The 16146-nt window shown below is 63.2% G+C and carries 17 protein-coding genes; 11 read left to right on the top strand and 6 right to left on the bottom strand.

Translation table 11 applies throughout. The annotated features are described in order from the left end of the window. Window positions 1-130: 130 nt before the first annotated feature. The 4 genes from ACSQ3L_RS07210 to ACSQ3L_RS07195 all read right to left on the bottom strand — a co-directional run bounded on the left by ACSQ3L_RS07210 (window position 131) and on the right by ACSQ3L_RS07195 (window position 2710). On the bottom strand, window positions 131-1030 hold the full coding sequence (locus tag ACSQ3L_RS07210; protein WP_436163388.1) for an MBL fold metallo-hydrolase: 900 nt from the start codon (window positions 1028-1030) through the stop codon (window positions 131-133). Between the two features lie 155 nt (window positions 1031-1185). After that, complete coding sequence (locus ACSQ3L_RS07205; RefSeq protein WP_436159313.1) at window positions 1186-1845, bottom strand: peroxiredoxin; 660 nt, start codon at window positions 1843-1845, stop codon at window positions 1186-1188. A 218-nt stretch (window positions 1846-2063) separates the two neighbouring features. Then, window positions 2064-2426: a cell division protein ZapA gene (locus ACSQ3L_RS07200; RefSeq protein WP_436159312.1), complete on the bottom strand. Its 363-nt coding sequence runs from the start codon at window positions 2424-2426 to the stop codon at window positions 2064-2066. 11 nt (window positions 2427-2437) lie between these two features. Further along, window positions 2438-2710 (bottom strand): DUF4164 domain-containing protein, encoded by a 273-nt coding sequence (locus ACSQ3L_RS07195; RefSeq protein ID WP_006200774.1) that lies wholly within the window; start codon window positions 2708-2710, stop codon window positions 2438-2440. 263 nt (window positions 2711-2973) lie between these two features. Between ACSQ3L_RS07195 and tkt the strand changes: the two genes are divergently transcribed. The 7 genes from tkt (at window position 2974) to ACSQ3L_RS07160 (ending at window position 12429) form a co-directional block, all read left to right on the top strand. Beyond that, window positions 2974-4965, top strand: coding sequence for a transketolase (tkt, locus tag ACSQ3L_RS07190; protein WP_436159311.1), 1992 nt, complete (start codon window positions 2974-2976; stop codon window positions 4963-4965). A gap of 156 nt (window positions 4966-5121) precedes the next feature. Next, window positions 5122-6132 carry a type I glyceraldehyde-3-phosphate dehydrogenase gene (gene gap / locus ACSQ3L_RS07185; RefSeq protein WP_436159310.1) on the top strand — a complete coding sequence of 337 codons (1011 nt, stop codon included), beginning with the start codon at window positions 5122-5124 and terminating at the stop codon, window positions 6130-6132. Window positions 6133-6349: 217 nt separating this feature from the next. After that, window positions 6350-8239: a potassium/proton antiporter gene (locus tag ACSQ3L_RS07180; protein ID WP_436159309.1), complete on the top strand. Its 1890-nt coding sequence runs from the start codon at window positions 6350-6352 to the stop codon at window positions 8237-8239. A gap of 146 nt (window positions 8240-8385) precedes the next feature. Then, window positions 8386-9582, top strand: a complete 1197-nt coding sequence (locus tag ACSQ3L_RS07175) for a phosphoglycerate kinase (protein WP_436159308.1) — start codon at window positions 8386-8388, stop codon at window positions 9580-9582. A 147-nt stretch (window positions 9583-9729) separates the two neighbouring features. Continuing rightward, window positions 9730-10755 (top strand): class I fructose-bisphosphate aldolase, encoded by a 1026-nt coding sequence (locus ACSQ3L_RS07170; RefSeq protein ID WP_436159307.1) that lies wholly within the window; start codon window positions 9730-9732, stop codon window positions 10753-10755. Between the two features lie 157 nt (window positions 10756-10912). After that, window positions 10913-11653 (top strand): DUF899 domain-containing protein, encoded by a 741-nt coding sequence (locus ACSQ3L_RS07165; RefSeq protein ID WP_436159306.1) that lies wholly within the window; start codon window positions 10913-10915, stop codon window positions 11651-11653. Window positions 11654-11715: 62 nt separating this feature from the next. Further along, on the top strand, window positions 11716-12429 hold the full coding sequence (locus ACSQ3L_RS07160; RefSeq protein WP_436159305.1) for an SGNH/GDSL hydrolase family protein: 714 nt from the start codon (window positions 11716-11718) through the stop codon (window positions 12427-12429). Between the two features lie 17 nt (window positions 12430-12446). On the opposite strand, the gene ACSQ3L_RS07155 is transcribed toward ACSQ3L_RS07160, so the two are convergent. Together ACSQ3L_RS07155 and ACSQ3L_RS07150 are read right to left on the bottom strand one after the other, a co-directional pair. Further along, window positions 12447-12608, bottom strand: a complete 162-nt coding sequence (locus ACSQ3L_RS07155; protein ID WP_436159304.1) for a hypothetical protein — start codon at window positions 12606-12608, stop codon at window positions 12447-12449. A 117-nt stretch (window positions 12609-12725) separates the two neighbouring features. After that, window positions 12726-13673: a ring-cleaving dioxygenase gene (locus tag ACSQ3L_RS07150; protein WP_436159303.1), complete on the bottom strand. Its 948-nt coding sequence runs from the start codon at window positions 13671-13673 to the stop codon at window positions 12726-12728. Window positions 13674-13982: 309 nt separating this feature from the next. Between ACSQ3L_RS07150 and ACSQ3L_RS07145 the strand changes: the two genes are divergently transcribed. From ACSQ3L_RS07145 to ACSQ3L_RS07130, 4 genes are all read left to right on the top strand, one after another. Beyond that, window positions 13983-14150 (top strand): hypothetical protein, encoded by a 168-nt coding sequence (locus ACSQ3L_RS07145; RefSeq protein WP_436159302.1) that lies wholly within the window; start codon window positions 13983-13985, stop codon window positions 14148-14150. A gap of 88 nt (window positions 14151-14238) precedes the next feature. Further along, the gene (locus tag ACSQ3L_RS07140) at window positions 14239-14829 is read left to right on the top strand and encodes a DJ-1/PfpI family protein (RefSeq protein WP_436159301.1); all 591 of its coding nucleotides are present in this window, start codon (window positions 14239-14241) and stop codon (window positions 14827-14829) included. A 73-nt stretch (window positions 14830-14902) separates the two neighbouring features. Next, entirely contained in the window at window positions 14903-15310 is a 408-nt protein-coding gene (locus ACSQ3L_RS07135; protein WP_436159300.1) for a hypothetical protein, read from the top strand. Window positions 15311-15380: 70 nt separating this feature from the next. Beyond that, window positions 15381-16100, top strand: a complete 720-nt coding sequence (locus tag ACSQ3L_RS07130) for a helix-turn-helix transcriptional regulator (RefSeq protein ID WP_436159299.1) — start codon at window positions 15381-15383, stop codon at window positions 16098-16100. Window positions 16101-16146: the final 46 nt, after the last annotated feature.

Below are 16146 nucleotides of genomic sequence, written 5' to 3'. Positions count from 1 at the left end.
AGGTGGCGTCAGGAAACTGGCGCCGCCTTTTTTCTTGTGTGGTTGGCGAAAGCGGAGGCGACATCCGATCTCCCCCCTTGCGGGGGAGATCGGCAGTTTCACCGGCCGCGCCCGCCACAAAAAATACCCCTCAAAGCCCATCCAGCGGAAACTTCAGGTACCGCAGTCCATTGGCTTCCGGTTCCGGCAGCCGTCCGCCATTCATGTTGACCTGCAACGCATGCAGGATCAGCCTCGGCATCGGCAATGTCCTGTCGCGGGTTTCACGCAGGGCGACGAAATCGGCCTCGGTACGCGCGGCGACGAGGTGCGTGTTGCCGGTTTTCTGCTCCTCGACCGTACTTTCCCACAATGGGTCTCGGCCATCGGGCTGGTAGTCATGGCCGACGAACAGGCGCGTTTCGCCCGGCAGCGCCAGGATGTCCTGGATCGAGTGCCAGAGCCGCACGGCGCTGCCGCCGGGAAAGTCCGCCCTCGCGGTGCCGCTGTCGGGCATGAACAGCGTGTCGTGAATGAAGGCGGCATCGCCGATCACATAGGTGATCGAGGCCAGCGTATGCCCCGGTGAGAACAGCACCTTGACCGGAAGGGCGCCGATCCGGAACGTCTCGCCTTCGCCAAACAGCCTGTCCCACTGCGAACCGTCGGCGGGAAAATCCGGCCAGTTGTAGATCGCCTTCCACAGTTTCTGGACGTCGACGACCCTGTTGCCGATCGCCGTGGGCGCTCCAGTCTTCTGCCTCAGATAGTGTGCCGCCGAGAAATGGTCGGCATGCGGATGGGTATCGAGGATCCACTCGAGCTCAAGCCCATTGTCCCGGATAAAATCGAGCAAGGCGTCGGCGCTCTTCGTCGCCGTGGCGCCGGACCTCTCGTCGAAGTCGAGGATCGGATCGATGATGGCACATCGCCTCGTCGGCTGGTCGGCGACGACATACTGGATGGCCCCGGTCGGCTTGTCGTAGAAGCCGGTGACCTGCGGCCTAGCCAAAGCTACGTCCAATTTGCGCTTCCCCAACCCTCGATGCATGTCGCCCAAAAGTGACCCCGGCTTTGGAAGAACGGCATGCCCAAACAAAACATCCGCAGGAATGATTTTCCCTGTCGGCACCCGAGGGGAGCATGGTTGTCCCCTCGGGTGACCCAGTCAAGTATCATTTCGCTCGCAGAGGCGAGACGAAGCGGTCAGGCGGATGGCTGCTTGGTCTTCCTGAGATAGGGCAGGATGGTCTCGTAGGCGCCGAAACGCTTGATTGCATCCTCATTGGAAACGGCGGCGGTGATGATGACATCCTCGCCCTGCTTCCAGTTCGCCGGCGTCGCCACCTGATGCTTGGCGGTGAGCTGCATGGAATCGACGGCGCGCAGAATCTCGTCGAAGTTGCGCCCGGTGGTCATCGGGTAGGTCAGCACCAGCTTGATCTTCTTGTCCGGTCCGATGACGTAGACCGAGCGCACCGTGGCGTTGTCGGCGGGCGTGCGGCCCTCCGACGTCTCGCCGGCGCCGCCCGGCAGCATGTCGTAGAGTTTGGCGACCTTGAGGTCCTTGTCGCCGATCAGCGGGTACTTCACCGAATGGCCTGTCGCCGTCTTGATGTCGTCCTGCCACTTATCGTGGCTCGCGACCGGGTCGACCGAAATGCCGATGATCTTGACGTTGCGCTTCTTGAACTCCCCTTCGAGCCCTGCCATCGTGCCAAGCTCGGTCGTACAGACCGGTGTGAAATTTTTCGGATGGCTGAACAGGATCGCCCAACCGTCACCGATCCAGTCGTGGAATTTGATCGTCCCTTGCGTGGTCTCGGCGGTGAAATCCGGTGCAATGTCGTTGATACGAAGGCTCATGGCACATCTCCCCTGTAAGCAGAACTCGTCGGCAGCGAGGACGGCAAGCGGTAAACCATGCCGCCACCAAGGTGCCCACGCTCCAACATCGGCGCATCTTAGCGCAAAAATCGCGGTCGCAAGATAATATGAAACCCTTGTCGGGGCGCAGCGAGCATTTTCATGCTGCCATCGGGCCAAAAGCGTAGCAAAGCCTTGGCTGAGAGGGACCGTCCCGCCTAGGCCTTGATCGCCAGCGTCGTTGCCAGGTCTTCCATCCGCTGTGCCAGCGCACCAAGCGCGTCGGTCAGCATGCCGTCGCTCTTGTCGGCCTTGGTCAGCGCGTCGTCACGCGTCTTGCGCAAGGTCAGCACTTCGCTTTCCATGCCCTTGACGCGCTTCTGCAGTTCGGAGAGTTCATCCATCACCATGATGCCGGCCATCACGGTCAGCCGCTGGTCGCCGATCTCGCCGAACGAGTCCTTCAGGTGCGAAACATAGCGGTCGAAACGTTCGGCAAGATCGATCAGATGCTCTTCCTGGCCCTCGTCACAGGCCATGCGGTACTGCTTGCCGTCGATTGAAACCGTGACCTGTGCCATCGGGCCAGCTCCTATCTGTCCAACACGGCGCGGATGGTTTCCATGGCGGTCACCAACCGTCGTGACACTTCCTTGTTGGCGTCCTCCAGCCGTTCGGCGCGCGCTTCGGAATTGTCGAGTTCCTGCGCCAGCCGGGAGCGATCGGCATTCATCCGCTGAACCTCAGCCTCGGCTTCCGAGTAATCGCGCTCGTGCTCGAGCTTGGCCGCGACGGCGTTTTCCAGCCCCTCGATGGCCTTACCCAGCCTGGCGATGACTTCCTTGAGTGTCGTTTCCCCGGTCATGGCCTTCGTCCTGTGCCCTGCCCATCACCGAATCGCTCGCGTTCAGAACGCGTTATTGAGGAAACATTAGGCACCGGGTGAAGGCAACGTCAATAAAGCTCTCGCGACTGTCCCCTGCTAACGCTAATGTAGGCTCGCCGCCGGCATCACAAGACCGGCAAATGTGCACCCGATTTGTTGACTAAAAGCGCGCGCCTGCTATGTGTCGCGCACCCTTTTCAAGGGCTCTCCCAAGCCCCCAAACCCCCACTTCTGGAGGAACCATGACGTCGCGTGAACAACATGACCGGATGGCCAATGCGATCCGCTTTCTCTCCATGGACGCCGTCGAGAAGGCAAATTCCGGCCATCCCGGCCTGCCCATGGGCTGCGCCGACATCGCCACGGTGCTGTTCACGCGCTTCCTGAAATATGATCCCAAGGCCCCGCACTGGGCCGACCGCGACCGTTTCATCCTGTCTGCCGGCCACGGCTCGATGCTGCTCTATTCGCTGCTGCATCTGACCGGTTACGAAGACATGACCATCGACCAGATCAAGCACTTCCGCCAGTTGGGCTCGAAGACCGCCGGACATCCCGAATACGGCCACGCCACCGGGATCGAGACGACGACCGGCCCGCTCGGCCAGGGCCTGGCCAATTCGGTCGGCTTCGCGCTCGGCGAGCGCATCATGAACGCCGCCTTCGGCAATGATCTGGTCGACCACTACACCTATGTGCTGGCCGGCGACGGCTGCCTGATGGAAGGCGTTTCCCAGGAAGCCATCGCACTTGCCGGCCACCTCAAGCTCAACAAGCTGATCGTCTTCTGGGACAACAACAACATCTCGATCGATGGCCCGGTCTCGCTGTCCGACAACACCGACCAAGTCGCCCGCTTCCAGGCCTCCGGCTGGAATGCCAGCCACATCGACGGCACCGATCCGGAAGCCATCGCCTATGCCATCGAGGCAGCCCGTCATTCCGACAAGCCGACGATGATAGCCTGCAAGACGACCATCGGCTTCGGCGCGCCAACCAAGGCCGGCACCAACAAGGCGCACGGCTCGCCGCTCGGCGCCGACGAGATCGCCGGCGCGCGCAAGTTCTTCAACTGGGATTTGCCGCCCTTCGAGATTCCGGCCGACATCCTCGACGCCTGGCGCACCGCTGGCAAGGCCGGCGCCAAGGCACGCACCGACTGGGAAGGCCGCCTGGCCAAGGCCGACGCCAAGCTGAAGGCCGAGTTCGAGCGCCGCCTCAGCGGCAAACTGCCGTCCAATTTCGACGCCGTCATCTCCGACTACAAGAAGAAGCTCTCGGTCGACAAGCCGAAGGTCGCCACGCGCAAATCGTCCGAAATGGCGCTTGAGGTCATCAACGGCGCCGTGCCCGAGACCATCGGCGGCTCCGCCGACCTGACCGGCTCCAACAACACCAAGACCAGCCAGACCAAGAACATCACGTCGGACGACTACGGCCAGCGCTATGTCCACTACGGCATCCGCGAGCACGGCATGGCCGCCGCGATCAACGGCCTGACGCTGCATGGCGGCCTCATCGCCTATGGCGGCACCTTCCTGTGCTTCTCCGATTACGCCCGTCCGTCGATGCGGCTTGCCTCGCTGATGGGCATCCGCTCGATCTTCGTCATGACCCATGATTCCATCGGTCTGGGTGAAGACGGCCCGACCCACCAGCCTGTCGAACATATGGCCGCGCTGCGCGCCATCCCCAACCACAATGTCTTCCGCCCGGCTGACGCGGTAGAAGCCGCCGAGTGTTGGCAGATCGCTCTCGAGTCTGAAAAGACACCTTCGACGCTGGCGTTGACCCGACAGAACCTGCCAACGGTGCGCACTGAGTTCGTTGCTGAGAATCTCAGCAGCCAGGGCGCCTACGAGCTGGCAGCCGCCAGCGGTGAAGCGGCGGTGACGATCTTCGCTACCGGGTCCGAGGTCGAGATCGCGCTCGGCGCCCGCGACCTGCTGGAAAAGCATGGCCATCCGACCCGCGTCGTCTCGGTTCCCTGCTTCGAACTGTTCGACAAGCAGAGCGACGGCTACCGCAAGAAAACGATCGGCAACGCGCCGGTGAAAATGGCCATCGAAGCCGGCATCCGCCAAGGCTGGGATCAATTCATCGGCTCCGACGGCATCTTCGTCGGCATGACCGGCTTCGGCGCTTCAGGCACGATCGAGCAACTCTATCCGCATTTCGGCATCACCGCTGAAGCGGCTGCCAAGGCGGCGGAAGCCCGCCTGCATACCAGGTAGGTTCAAAGTCTGGCGAAACCGCGCAAGCGGCTTCGCCGGGCTGGCCTAACTTAATCGATTTAAATCCATGCCACTGCGGCTGGATTCTTTCTGCTTCCGCCGCTATGAAACTGCGGACCCATCGTCTGCCCTCCAACTCCCAGGGAGAGAATAATAATGACCGTCAGAGTTGCCATCAACGGATTCGGCCGCATTGGCCGCAACATCCTGCGCGCCATCCATGAATCCGGCCGCAGGGACATCGACGTCGTTGCCGTCAACGACCTCGGCCCGGTCGAGACCAATGCGCACCTGTTGCGCTACGACAGCGTGCATGGCCGCTTCCCGCATGAAGTCTCGGTATCCGGCGACCAGATTACCGTCGGCAAGGAGACGTTCAAGGTCACCGCGATCAAGGATCCGACGCAGCTGCCGTGGAAGGAACTCGGCATCGACATCGCGCTCGAATGCACCGGCATCTTCACCGCTCGCGACAAGGCAGCCGCCCACCTGACCGCCGGCGCCAAGCGCGTCGTCGTTTCGGCCCCGGCCGAAGGTGCCGACCTTACCGTGGTCTACGGCATCAACCACGACCAGCTGACCAAGGACCACATCGTCATCTCGAATGCGTCGTGCACCACCAACTGCCTGGCGCCGCTGGCAGCCGTGCTGCACGAGACGGTCGGCATCGAAAAGGGCATGATGACGACGATCCATTCCTACACCGGCGACCAGCCGACGCTGGATACCATGCACAAGGATCTCTACCGCGCCCGCGCCGCCGCCCTGTCGCAGATCCCGACCTCGACGGGTGCCGCCAAGGCGATCGGCCTGGTGCTGCCCGACCTCAAGGGCAAGCTCGACGGTATCTCGATCCGCGTGCCGACCCCGAACGTCTCGGTCGTCGACTTCAAGTTCATCGCCAAGCGCTCGACCACGGTGCAGGAGATCAACGACGCGGTGATCGCCGCTTCCAACGGCAAGCTGAAGGGCATTCTCGGCGTCACCCATCACCCGAATGTGTCGATCGACTTCAACCACGATCCGCGCTCCTCGATCATGGCGCTCGACCAGACCAAGGTGATGGACGGCAACTTCGTTTCGGTGCTGTCTTGGTACGACAATGAATGGGGGTTTTCCAACCGCATGGGCGACACCGCTGTCGCCTTCGGCAAGACCATCGCCTGATCGCAAAGCTCTCTTTTCGAGACCTGAAACGCCCGGCTTTGTCCGGGCGTTTTCATGTGGGGTGGCTTGCGTCCAGCTAATTTGTGTCCTGAGCGTCAAAAGACCCGAAAATCAGCGGCATAGGCCAAAAAGCCACCCTGCCGCCTTGCACTGGTCACGTCTTCGCCCCACTCTGTCGCGAAGCAGGAGGCAGACGAATTCGAGGGGCAAATCACGGATGGAGCACGCGATCTATCTCGTTACGCTGGTCGGCACAGCGCTTGTCGTCGCCGCCGCGTTTTCGAGCCTGATCGCCTTCCGCTTCGGCGCTCCTCTTCTGCTCCTGTTTCTCTGCATTGGCCTGGCCACAGGCACCGACGGTCTCGGCATCCAGTTCGACAACGCCCGCATCGCTTATTTTGCCGGCTCACTGGCGCTGGCGGTCATCCTGTTCGATTCCGGTTTCGGCACGCCGCTCAATGCCTTGCGGCAGGCGGCGGGTCCGGCTCTGTCGCTGGCGACCTTCGGCGTGCTTCTGACCACCGGCCTGTTCGGCGTCGCCGCCCACTATCTGCTCGATCTCACCTGGCTGGAATCCTTCCTGCTCGGCGCCGCCGTCGCCTCCACCGATGCGGCGGCGGTGTTCTTCCTGCTGCGCGCCGGCGAGATCAATCTGCGCGAACGCGTGCGCTCGACGCTCGAGGTGGAATCGGGCACCAACGACCCGATCGCCATTTTCCTGACGATCACGCTGGTCGAGATCATTGCCGCCCACGCCAATCCCGAGACCAATGTCCTGGTCACCAGCCTGTTCCTCGGCTTCCTCCTCAATATGGGCCTCGGCGCTGTCGTCGGCGTGCTCGGCGGCCTCGCCATCGTGCGCCTCGTCGACCGGCTCAATCTCGACCACGGCCTGCTGCCGATCTTCGTGCTGACCTTGTCGCTGATGGTCTTTGCCGCGGCCGGCGCCATTGGTGGCTCGGGTTTCCTGGCGGTGTATATCGCCGGCCTCATATCAGGCAATTCCGATATCCGCGCCGTCACCATCCTCAAGCGTTTCCAGGACGGCATGTCGTGGCTGGCGCAGATCATCATGTTCCTCATCCTCGGCCTGTTCGCGACCCCGTCGCAGTTTCCGGCGATCATGGTGCCGGCGGTCGCGCTCGGCCTGTTCCTGATGTTCGTGGCGCGGCCGATCGCCGTCTGGCTCTGCCTGGTCCCCTTCCGTCTGCCGCGCCCCGAAGTGGCCTTCGTCTCCTGGGTCGGCCTGCGTGGCGCGGTGTCGATCTTGCTCGCTATCACCCCGCTGCTCGGCGGGCTGGAAAACGGCCGTGTCATCTTCAACACCGCCTTCATCATCGTGCTCGTGTCGCTGGTCATCCAGGGCTGGACGGTCGGACCGCTGGCGCGCCGCCTCGGTCTGATCGTGCCGGCGCGGCTTGGGCCGCTGGACAAGGTCGAGCTGGAACTACCCGGCTCGGCCCATCACGAGCTTCTCGCCTATCGCGTCGCACACGGCAGTCCTGTGGCGCGCGGCGAGCGCATCCCGCGCTGGGCACGTCCCTCGCTGGTGCTGCGCGACGGCCGCTCGATGCGCTTCCAGGACATGGGCCGGCTTGCCGCCGGCGACCAGGTCTACATTTTCGTGCCGGATCGCTATCCGCGCCTGCTCGACAAGCTGTTCGCCAGCCGCGCCGTGGTCGACCCGGAGGACGCCGATTTCTTCGGCGCCTTCGCCGTCGACCCCGCACGCTCCGCCGCCGAACTGGAGGCGGCCTACACGCCAGGCCTGGATGAAGCGGAGCAAAAACTCACCGTTGGCGCGCTGGTCACCGCGCGGCTCGGCGGCCATGCCGAATATGCCGACCGCGTTCTGCTCGGCCCGATCGAGCTGATCGTCCGCGACGTCGACGACAAGGGCAAGATCACAGGCCTCGGCCTTTCCTTCGAGCCGACCGCGCCGGTGGCGCGGGTGCCGGTTTTCCTCAGCGCCGGCGAAATCGGCGACCGTCTCTCTGCCTTCATCCGCAACTGGCGCAAGCCGGCCGAGACGCGGATGGCAGAGGCACAAGCGGACGAGAAACCGGCCCCGGAGCCCGCACCAGAAAAGGCTACGACCGCGAGCTGAACGCTTCCGATCGTGGAGTACTGCCTTCATCCGCCCGCCGGCACGGAATCGTACCGGCTTCAAAATTTCGTTTCGAACCCGGGCTAAGCCTTGCATCGTCGTTGGCGCGGGGTATGGTCCCCCCGATTTTCACGAAAGGAACCCGCATGGCCGCCTTCAAGACACTCGACGATATCGGCAACATCAGCGGCAAGCGCGTGCTGGTGCGCGTCGACCTCAACGTGCCTGTCGCCGAGGGTAAGGTCACCGACGCCACCCGCATCGAACGCATCGCACCGACCATCGCCGAACTGTCGGCCAAGGGCGCCAAGGTCATCCTGCTCGCCCATTTCGGCCGGCCCAAGGATGGCCCCTCGCCCGAATTCTCGCTGGAGCCGATCGCCAAGGCGACGGCTGATGTGCTCCGCCGCCCCGTTGGTTTTGCCTCCGACTGCGTCGGCGACACGGCGGCAAGCGCCATCGCCGCCATGAACAAGGGCGACGTGCTGCTGCTCGAAAACACCCGCTTCTACAAAGCCGAGGAAAAGAACGATCCGGCCTTCACCGAAAAACTCGCCGCCAATGGCGATATCTTCGTCAACGACGCCTTTTCGGCGGCGCACCGCGCCCATTCCTCGACAGAAGGCCTGGCGCATCTGTTGCCGGCCTTTGCCGGCCGCACTATGCAGGCCGAGCTTGAAGCGCTGGAGAAAGGTTTGGGCAATCCGGTCCGTCCGGTCGTCGCCATCGTCGGCGGTGCCAAGGTCTCGACCAAGATCGACCTGTTGATGAACCTGGTGAAGAAGGTCGACGCGCTGGTCATCGGTGGCGGCATGGCCAACACCTTCCTTGCCGCGCGCGGCACCGATGTCGGCAAATCGCTGTGCGAGCATGACCTCGCCTCGACCGCCAAGCAGATCATGATCGAGGCGGCCGAGGCCGGCTGCGCTATCATCCTGCCGGTCGACGGCGTCGTCGCCAAGGAATTCAAGGCGGACGCGGCCTGCGAGACCGTCGCCATCTCGGATGTACCGGCGGACGGCATGATCCTCGATGTCGGCGCAAAGACCGTGACGACCATCGGCGAATGGATCGACCGCGCCGCGACGCTGGTCTGGAACGGCCCGCTCGGCGCCTTCGAGATCGCGCCCTTCGACCATGCAACGGTGGCGGCGGCCAAGCACGCGGCGGCGCGCACCAAGGCCGGCAAGCTGGTCTCGGTCGCCGGTGGCGGCGATACGGTGGCAGCACTCAACCATGCCGGCGTCGCCGATGACTTCACCTATGTCTCGACCGCCGGCGGCGCTTTCCTGGAATGGATGGAAGGCAAGCCGCTGCCCGGCGTCGATGTGCTGAAGCGCTAAAGCAATTCCAGGAAAACGAGCGACCCGATCAACTCGACGAGAGCCGGCGAGGCTCGAGGCTTTCAATCGATTCGAGCTTTCCGATGCCATTCCTTTGGCGGTAGAGTTCCGTTAAGCGCGAAACGAACCCTCTGAGGAGAAGCAACAATGAGCGAACGTCTCGAAGATATTGCCGCAGCGATCGTCGCCGACGGCAAGGGCCTGCTGGCAGCCGACGAAAGTTCTGGCACCATCAAGAAGCGCTTCGACGTGATCGGCGTTGAATCGACCGCCGACAGCCGCCGCGACTACCGCGAGATGATGTTCCGCACTAGGGAGGCGATGACCCGCTACATTTCCGGCGTCATCCTCTATGACGAGACGATCCGGCAGAAAGCCGCCGACGGCACGCCGCTGGTCGACATCATCAAGGCGGCCGGCGCCATCCCCGGCATCAAGGTCGACGCCGGCGCCAAGCCTCTGGCCGGGTTTCCCGGCGACACCATTACCGAGGGCCTGGATGGCCTGCGTGAGCGCCTTGCCGACTACTACAAGCTCGGCGCCCGCTTCGCCAAATGGCGCGCCGTGATCGACATCGACCAGGCCAAGGGCGTGCCCTCCGCCAATTCGATCGGCTCGAACGCGCATGCACTCGCCCGCTATGCCGCCCTTTGCCAGGAGGCCGGCATCGTGCCGATCGTCGAGCCGGAAGTGCTGATGGACGGCGCCCACGACATCGACACCTGCTACGACATCTCGAAGGCAACGCTGATCAAGCTTTATGACGAACTCCATGCGGCGCGCGTCGTGCTCGAAGGCACCATCCTGAAGCCCAACATGGTGCTGGCAGGCAAGAAATCGGGCAAGGTGAGCAGCCCGGAAGAAGTCGCGGAAAAGACCATAAGACTGTTTCGCGAGACCGTGCCGGCAGCGGTGCCGGGCATCGCCTTCCTTTCCGGCGGCCAGGAGGACGAGGAGGCGACCGCCAACCTCAACGCCATCAACGCCATCGGGCCGCACCCGTGGAAGCTGACCTTCTCCTATGGCCGCGCGCTGCAGGCAGCGCCGCAGAAAGCCTGGAGCGGCAAGGCCTCGAACGTCGCCGCCGGCCAGGCCGCCTTCACCCATCGCGCTCACATGAACCATCTGGCGGCACTGGGAAAATGGAAGGCGAGCCTGGAACAGGCCGCCTGATCACAGTCCTTCCGTCTCTCCTTGAACCCGGGCCGCTGCGCCCGGGTTTTTGTTTGCCCGGGCTTGGGGCGGAGCCTCTCCGTCCTTATTTCCTCTCCGGCGATGTCGGTTTGCGCCCATCCCGAACGTCCTTGGGATGCCATTCAGGGAGAGGTTCATGCATCGCAACAAGATCGTTTCGCGCGAAGACTGGTTCCAGGCGCACAAGGCGCATCTGGCGCGCGAGAAGGAATTGACGCGGTTTCGCGAGCGGATCGCGGCTGAACGGCGTGCACTGCCCTGGCTGAAGATCAGGAAAGACTATGTCTTCGAGACCGAACAAGGGCCAAACAGACTGACCGACCTGTTTGGCACCAAAAGCCAGCTGATCGTCTATCATTTCATGTTCGGGCCGGGCTGCGTTCATCACTGCGAGGGCTGCTCGTTCCTCGCCGACCATATCGACGGCGCCAACCAGCACCTCAAACATCACGACGTGTCGCTGGTCGTGGTTTCACGCGCGCCACTGGCGGAACTTCTGCCCTACAAGCAGCGCATGGGCTGGAAGTTCGATTGGGTGTCGTCCTATGCCTCGGATTTCAACTTCGACATGCAGGTCTCCTTCACCGACAGGCAGATCGCCGCCGGCGAAACCACCTACAATTTCGAGACCCGCCCCCGGACGTCGAAGGAGCTTCCCGGCACCAGTGTTTTCTTCAGGGACGAGACCGGCGACCTCTTTCTCACCTTCATGTCGCGCGCCCGCGGCGGCGAGGCGCTGATCGGCACCTACGACTATCTCGACATGACGCCGAAGGGTCGCAATGAAACCGGCCCCTATCATGGGCTTATGGATTGGGTGCGGCTGCATGATGAATATCAGGGCAAGCAAGCGGGGCAGGCGAATTGCTGCGATTGAAGATCGTTCCCGTCAGCCAAAACATGCGCTAAGGCTGCCGCTGATCGTTTAACGGTATTGCCATGCGCTTCCCGGCCCTTCTCACCTGGCTCGCCTTCCCGGTCTATGTCTGGCAAGGCCTCGGCGTGCGCCGTCGCACGACGCGCATGCTGCCTGCGCAAGGGCCGGTCATGCACGAAATATCAGGCAAGGCGCCAGCGATCTCGCTTCTGGTGCTGGGCGATTCCTCTGCCGCTTCGGTCGGCATCGGCAATTCGGAAGATGGGCTTGCCGCGCAACTCGCCGTGCTGATGTCACAAAGTACAGGCCGTGCGGTGTGCTGGCGGGCCGCCGGCTTCAATTCGGCAACGTCGGGCCAGATCCGCGACCATGTCCTGCCCAATCTGTCGGCCGATCCGTGGACGCATATCCTGCTCGCCATCGGCACCAACGACACCAAGAATTTTCACTCCGTGCCGCGCTTCAAGAAGGAGTTCGGCGGCCTGCTCTACGCGCTGCGCGCCAAATGGCCGGAGGCGCGTGTGGTGTGGTCGCCGGTGCTGGAGTTCACGCGGGCGCCGGCCATGCCGCCGCTGCTCGGAAAAATCCTTGAGATTCGCGCCACCGAAATGAACCGGATGGGTGAACGGCTTTGCCTGGAGCGCGGCGCGGTGCCGGCGCCGCGCCTGCCGATCACCAATCCCGAGGCCGGCTTTGCCTCCGACGGCTTTCACGCCTCGGAAGCCGGCTACCGGGCCTGGGCCGAGCATCTCGTCGGCCCGGTGCTTTCCAGTTGAAAGGCCGTCGGCCTTGCCTAAGCCCAATGCCCAAGCACGGCTGTCATCGAAATCGCGGCCATCGCCAGCAGCGCCAGCTTCCAGAAGTCACTGCGCCGTTTCAGCCCCGGCCAGCCGAGCGGCTTGATCAGCTGGATGACCATGATGCCAACAATGACAAGCGCGAGAAGTTTCGACATGCCGCCTTTGACCAGCAACGCGGCCGGCTGTCAAAGCACGTCCTTCGTTGCCTGAAAAAGAACAGGCACCGCGATCCCGAACCGGAGCACGGCGCCCGCCTTTGACCGGCGAGCGATCTACTTCAGCGGCTTGAGGCCAGCCTCGATCGAAGCCCGCTTCGGTTCGAGGAACGGCGGCAGGGCCAGGCTTTCGCCCAGCGTTTCCAGCGGCTCGTCGGCGGTGAACCCCGGCCCGTCGGTGGCGATCTCGAACAGGATGCCGTTCGGCTCGCGGAAGTAGAGCGAGCGGAAGTAATAGCGCTCGACCTCGCCGCTCGACGGCAGCCGGAACTCGGCCAGCCGCGCCGTCCATTGATGCAAGGTCTCCTGGTCCGGCGCCCTGAAGGCGACATGGTGAACCGCACCCGCGCCTTGCCGTGCCGGCGCCAGTCCCGGCTGCACCAGGACTTGCAACTCCGCCGCCGGCCCGCCCCCGCCCATTTCGAAGACGTGCACCTGGCCCTCCGGCGAGGCATAGTCGCGTGCCTTGCGCATGTTCATCACCTCGGTCACCACCGCCTCGGTGTTGGTGATGTCGGGAACGCTGATGACGATCGGCCCGAGCCCGCGAATCTGATGCGCGGCCGGTATCGGGCTTTGCGCCCAGGGATGGCTGCCGCCCTGGCCGCCATCACTGACCAGGCGCAGGCGCTGGCCCTCGGGATCTTCGAAATCCAGGCTGGGGTAGCCGCCGACGTCGGCGATCTCTCCCGTCGCGATGCTTTCGCCCGCCAGGTGCTGTTTCCACCAGGCAAGGCTTTCCTGGCTGCCGACCCTGAGGCTGGTCCGCACGATGCTGTGCGTGCCGCGCCGCTCGCGGCCAACCGGCCAGTCGAAGAAGGTAAGGTCGGTACCCGGTGTCGCTTCGCCGTCCGCATAGAAGAGGTGATAGGCCGAGGTATCGTCCTGGTTCACCGTCTTCTTGACCAGCCGTAGGCCCGGCACCCTCGTGTAGAAGTGAAGGTTACCCGGCGCATTGGCGGTTATGGCGGTGAGATGGTGGATTCCTGTCAGTTGCAAGCTCATGGTCGTCTCCCTGTTTTTGGGAAAGAATTTTCTCTCTCCATATCAGAACCGCGGCCATGTCGCTGAAGGCCGCGTATCCCGACGGTCCGTCGCCGGATGCTGAACAAAGGCGCCTGGATCAGTGTCGTTGCGATGAACAATCGGCATCGAGCAAGCCTGTGCCAACCACGGTTCGATGTCGCGAAAGAAGGATCCCTTCCTGGCAAATGCACCGGTCGGAATTATTGTCGCCGCCCTGCCATCCTCCTGACAGACTGCTGTCAGGAGGGGTATGCGATAGTGTCTCCATCGAAAGAGAGGAGACTAGCCATGAACGGTCTTACCATTCTGCGCGGCATGCAGCACTATGTCGGCAAGATACGGACGATACGTAACGAGATCCGCACCCAGCGGTTCATGAACTCGCTGCCCGCGGACATTCGCAAGGATATCGGCTGGCCAGACATGTACACCGACCGTGGCCGTCGCGGCAATTGAGGCGAATTTTTCGGCCCGACGATTGGATGCGGGCGCGTCAACGCCCAGATAACAAGCCAGTAGCAGGTTTGGCACGCGGAGCGAGCTCATGCCCGGACAGAAGACAATCGGCTTTCTTTTCATCGAAGGCTTTGCCGACTGGGAGTATGGGCTGCTGGCGGCCTCGGCGGTCGAATGGTTCGGCGCGCGTGCCGTGTCGCTAGCGCCAGTTGGCAAGCCGGTGTCCGGGATCAGCGGCTTTCGGCTGACACCCGATCGCTCGACGAAGGCGGACGAGAATACCGATCTCGACGCTGTCGCCGTCATCGGCTCCGACCTGTGGTATGGCAAGGCGCCGCCGGATGTCACCGGCCTGCTTACCTCCATTGCATCGCGCGGCGGCGTGGTCGGCGGCATCTGCGCCGGCACGCTGGCGCTGGCCCGGGCCGGCCTGTTCGAGAAAGCCAGGCATACCAGCAATGGCCGCGACTGGATCAATGGTCATGAAGCCGGCTATGCCGGTGCCGAGAACTATGAGGATGTGCCGCATGCCGTGGCAGACGGCAAAATTGTTACCGCGCCCGGTTCGGCGCCGGGCACTTTCGCGCTCGCCTTTCTAAAGACGCTCTATCCCGAAAGAGACAGCGATCTCGCGCAGATGCGGACACTGTTCGCCAAGGAATATACTGAAGCCTCCTGACAGTATGCTGTCAGGAGGGACGTGCAATGGTGCGAGCCTCATAGACTGCGCATCGGCGGTCAAAGGACGATCGATGATGAGATGGAACGACAGATTGAGCACACCGGGTAGCCACAGCGTAAAGGCGACGCCGCGCACGGTGGCCGACGTCGTCGAGGGACAGCCCATGCTGGTGCCGACAGCTCGTCAGGTCGATGAATTCATCCGCTCGATACCGGAAGGCGTCGAAATGGATGCGCGCGCGTTGCGTACAGCACTTGCCATCGAGCATGGCGCCGAAGTGACATGCCCTGTCACCATAGGCTATCATCTGCGCACTGTTGCCGAAGCCGCCAACGAGGATCTCCAGCGCGGCATTACGCTGAGCGATGTGGCACCGTTCTGGCGCGTGCTCGATGCGAAAACGCCGACGACGAAGAAACTGTCCTTCGGCGCGGAGTTCGTCGCCGCGCAGCGCAAGCGCGAAGGGCTGAAACCATGATGCATGCCGCCCAAAAGGTGGACACCGGTTTTGGGCGGCATGCATAGAGACAACGCCGAGGGACCATACGATGCGCCGCGCCGACAGGCTCTTCCAGATCGTGCAGCATCTGCGCGGTGGCCGTTTGGTCACCGCACAGAAGCTCGGCACGTGGCTCGAGGTTTCCGAGCGAACCATCTATCGCGACATTGCCGATTTGCAGTCGACCGGGGTGCCGATCGACGGCGAAGCCGGCGTTGGCTACATGATGAGGGAGGGTTTCGACCTTCCACCGCTCATGTTCACGCGTGACGAGATCGTCGCGCTGGTTGCCGGCGCACGCATGGTGCGCGCCTTTGGCGGTGCCGCCATGGCGCGTGCCGCCGACGAAGCGCTGGTCAAGATCGGCGCCGTGCTGCCCGATGCCGAAAAGGACCGCATCGCTCGCACCGAGATCCACACGCCGATGTGGGTGGTCAGCGACGCTGCCCGCGAGGCGATCGACCTGATCGAGCGCGCGGTCGAAAAGCGCCAGGTGCTGACCATCGACTACTCCGACGAGGCTGGCCGCAGCACCGCCCGCGATATCCGTCCGCTCGGCCTGTGGTTCTGGGGCAAGGTGTGGACGCTGGTCGCCTGGTGCGAGATGCGCGACGATTTCCGCGCCTTCCGCATCGATCGCATCGCCTCGGTGGTCATCGCCGGCCGCATCTTCAAGCCGGAGCGCGGCAAGCAGCTTGCCGACTTCTATCGGGCGGTGGAGCGCAGCGAGGACTACGGCATGGCGCCGGACCGCGCAGCGCGAAGCTGAGACAAAAAAGCCCGCTCGAAGCGGGCTTTTTTGTTGGAATATCGGG

Origin of the sequence: Mesorhizobium sp. LjRoot246, assembly GCF_964254115.1 — a bacterium.
Lineage (GTDB): Bacteria > Pseudomonadota > Alphaproteobacteria > Rhizobiales > Rhizobiaceae > Mesorhizobium.
This window is presented reverse-complemented; position numbering and strand designations above follow the sequence as displayed.

Excerpts from the sequence above, each read along its gene's own strand:
- ACSQ3L_RS07210 (WP_436163388.1), bottom strand. The coding sequence starts at position 1,030 with ATGCATCGAGGGTTGGGGAAGCGCAAATTGGACGTAGCTTTGGCTAGG.
- ACSQ3L_RS07205 (WP_436159313.1), bottom strand. The coding sequence starts at position 1,845 with ATGAGCCTTCGTATCAACGACATTGCACCGGATTTCACCGCCGAGACC.
- ACSQ3L_RS07200 (WP_436159312.1), bottom strand. The coding sequence starts at position 2,426 with ATGGCACAGGTCACGGTTTCAATCGACGGCAAGCAGTACCGCATGGCC.
- ACSQ3L_RS07195 (WP_006200774.1), bottom strand. The coding sequence starts at position 2,710 with ATGACCGGGGAAACGACACTCAAGGAAGTCATCGCCAGGCTGGGTAAG.
- tkt (WP_436159311.1), top strand. The coding sequence starts at position 2,974 with ATGACGTCGCGTGAACAACATGACCGGATGGCCAATGCGATCCGCTTT.
- gap (WP_436159310.1), top strand. The coding sequence starts at position 5,122 with ATGACCGTCAGAGTTGCCATCAACGGATTCGGCCGCATTGGCCGCAAC.
- ACSQ3L_RS07180 (WP_436159309.1), top strand. The coding sequence starts at position 6,350 with ATGGAGCACGCGATCTATCTCGTTACGCTGGTCGGCACAGCGCTTGTC.
- ACSQ3L_RS07175 (WP_436159308.1), top strand. The coding sequence starts at position 8,386 with ATGGCCGCCTTCAAGACACTCGACGATATCGGCAACATCAGCGGCAAG.
- ACSQ3L_RS07170 (WP_436159307.1), top strand. The coding sequence starts at position 9,730 with ATGAGCGAACGTCTCGAAGATATTGCCGCAGCGATCGTCGCCGACGGC.
- ACSQ3L_RS07165 (WP_436159306.1), top strand. The coding sequence starts at position 10,913 with ATGCATCGCAACAAGATCGTTTCGCGCGAAGACTGGTTCCAGGCGCAC.
- ACSQ3L_RS07160 (WP_436159305.1), top strand. The coding sequence starts at position 11,716 with ATGCGCTTCCCGGCCCTTCTCACCTGGCTCGCCTTCCCGGTCTATGTC.
- ACSQ3L_RS07155 (WP_436159304.1), bottom strand. The coding sequence starts at position 12,608 with ATGTCGAAACTTCTCGCGCTTGTCATTGTTGGCATCATGGTCATCCAG.
- ACSQ3L_RS07150 (WP_436159303.1), bottom strand. The coding sequence starts at position 13,673 with ATGAGCTTGCAACTGACAGGAATCCACCATCTCACCGCCATAACCGCC.
- ACSQ3L_RS07145 (WP_436159302.1), top strand. The coding sequence starts at position 13,983 with ATGAACGGTCTTACCATTCTGCGCGGCATGCAGCACTATGTCGGCAAG.
- ACSQ3L_RS07140 (WP_436159301.1), top strand. The coding sequence starts at position 14,239 with ATGCCCGGACAGAAGACAATCGGCTTTCTTTTCATCGAAGGCTTTGCC.
- ACSQ3L_RS07135 (WP_436159300.1), top strand. The coding sequence starts at position 14,903 with ATGATGAGATGGAACGACAGATTGAGCACACCGGGTAGCCACAGCGTA.
- ACSQ3L_RS07130 (WP_436159299.1), top strand. The coding sequence starts at position 15,381 with ATGCGCCGCGCCGACAGGCTCTTCCAGATCGTGCAGCATCTGCGCGGT.